Source organism: Pseudomonas sp. HMWF006 (genome assembly GCF_003061205.1).
Classification (GTDB): Bacteria; Pseudomonadota; Gammaproteobacteria; order Pseudomonadales; family Pseudomonadaceae; genus Aquipseudomonas; species Aquipseudomonas monsensis.
In genome coordinates this window covers 349-655 of sequence record NZ_QAIU01000439.1, presented here as the reverse complement: position 1 = coordinate 655, position 307 = coordinate 349, and the positions used below count along the sequence as shown (strand labels likewise).

1 protein-coding gene is annotated in these 307 nt (G+C 63.2%); it reads right to left on the bottom strand.

All coding sequences use genetic code 11. The annotated features are described in order from the left end of the window. Positions 1–44: 44 nt before the first annotated feature. A partial coding sequence (locus DBR24_RS18455; protein WP_128615468.1) for a DUF6124 family protein occupies positions 45–307 on the bottom strand: 263 nt, incomplete at its 5' end.

The window sequence follows — 307 nt, the reverse complement described above, 5'->3', positions numbered from 1 at the left end:
TCAGCGGCCACAACGCCTTGCTCAGTCCTTGTCACAGATCCCTGCTATTGGGGCAATTGCAGATTATCCAGCGCGCGGTTCACCGCCAGCTCGCTCAGCATGATCAGTTGCGCAATCCCCAGCAGCGTCCGGCGCTGCGCTACCGGCAACAGGGCGGCGGCGTCATGGGCGATGGTTCTGGCTGAAGCGAGTGTGTCGCTGGCATCGACCAGCAGTTCCTCGTTTTTGAAGTCGGCGGTGACGGCGTACATCCCGCGGCTTCTGCGTGGCAGTGGGGTGGAGCCGGGCGGGCAGAGGTAGTGATCGA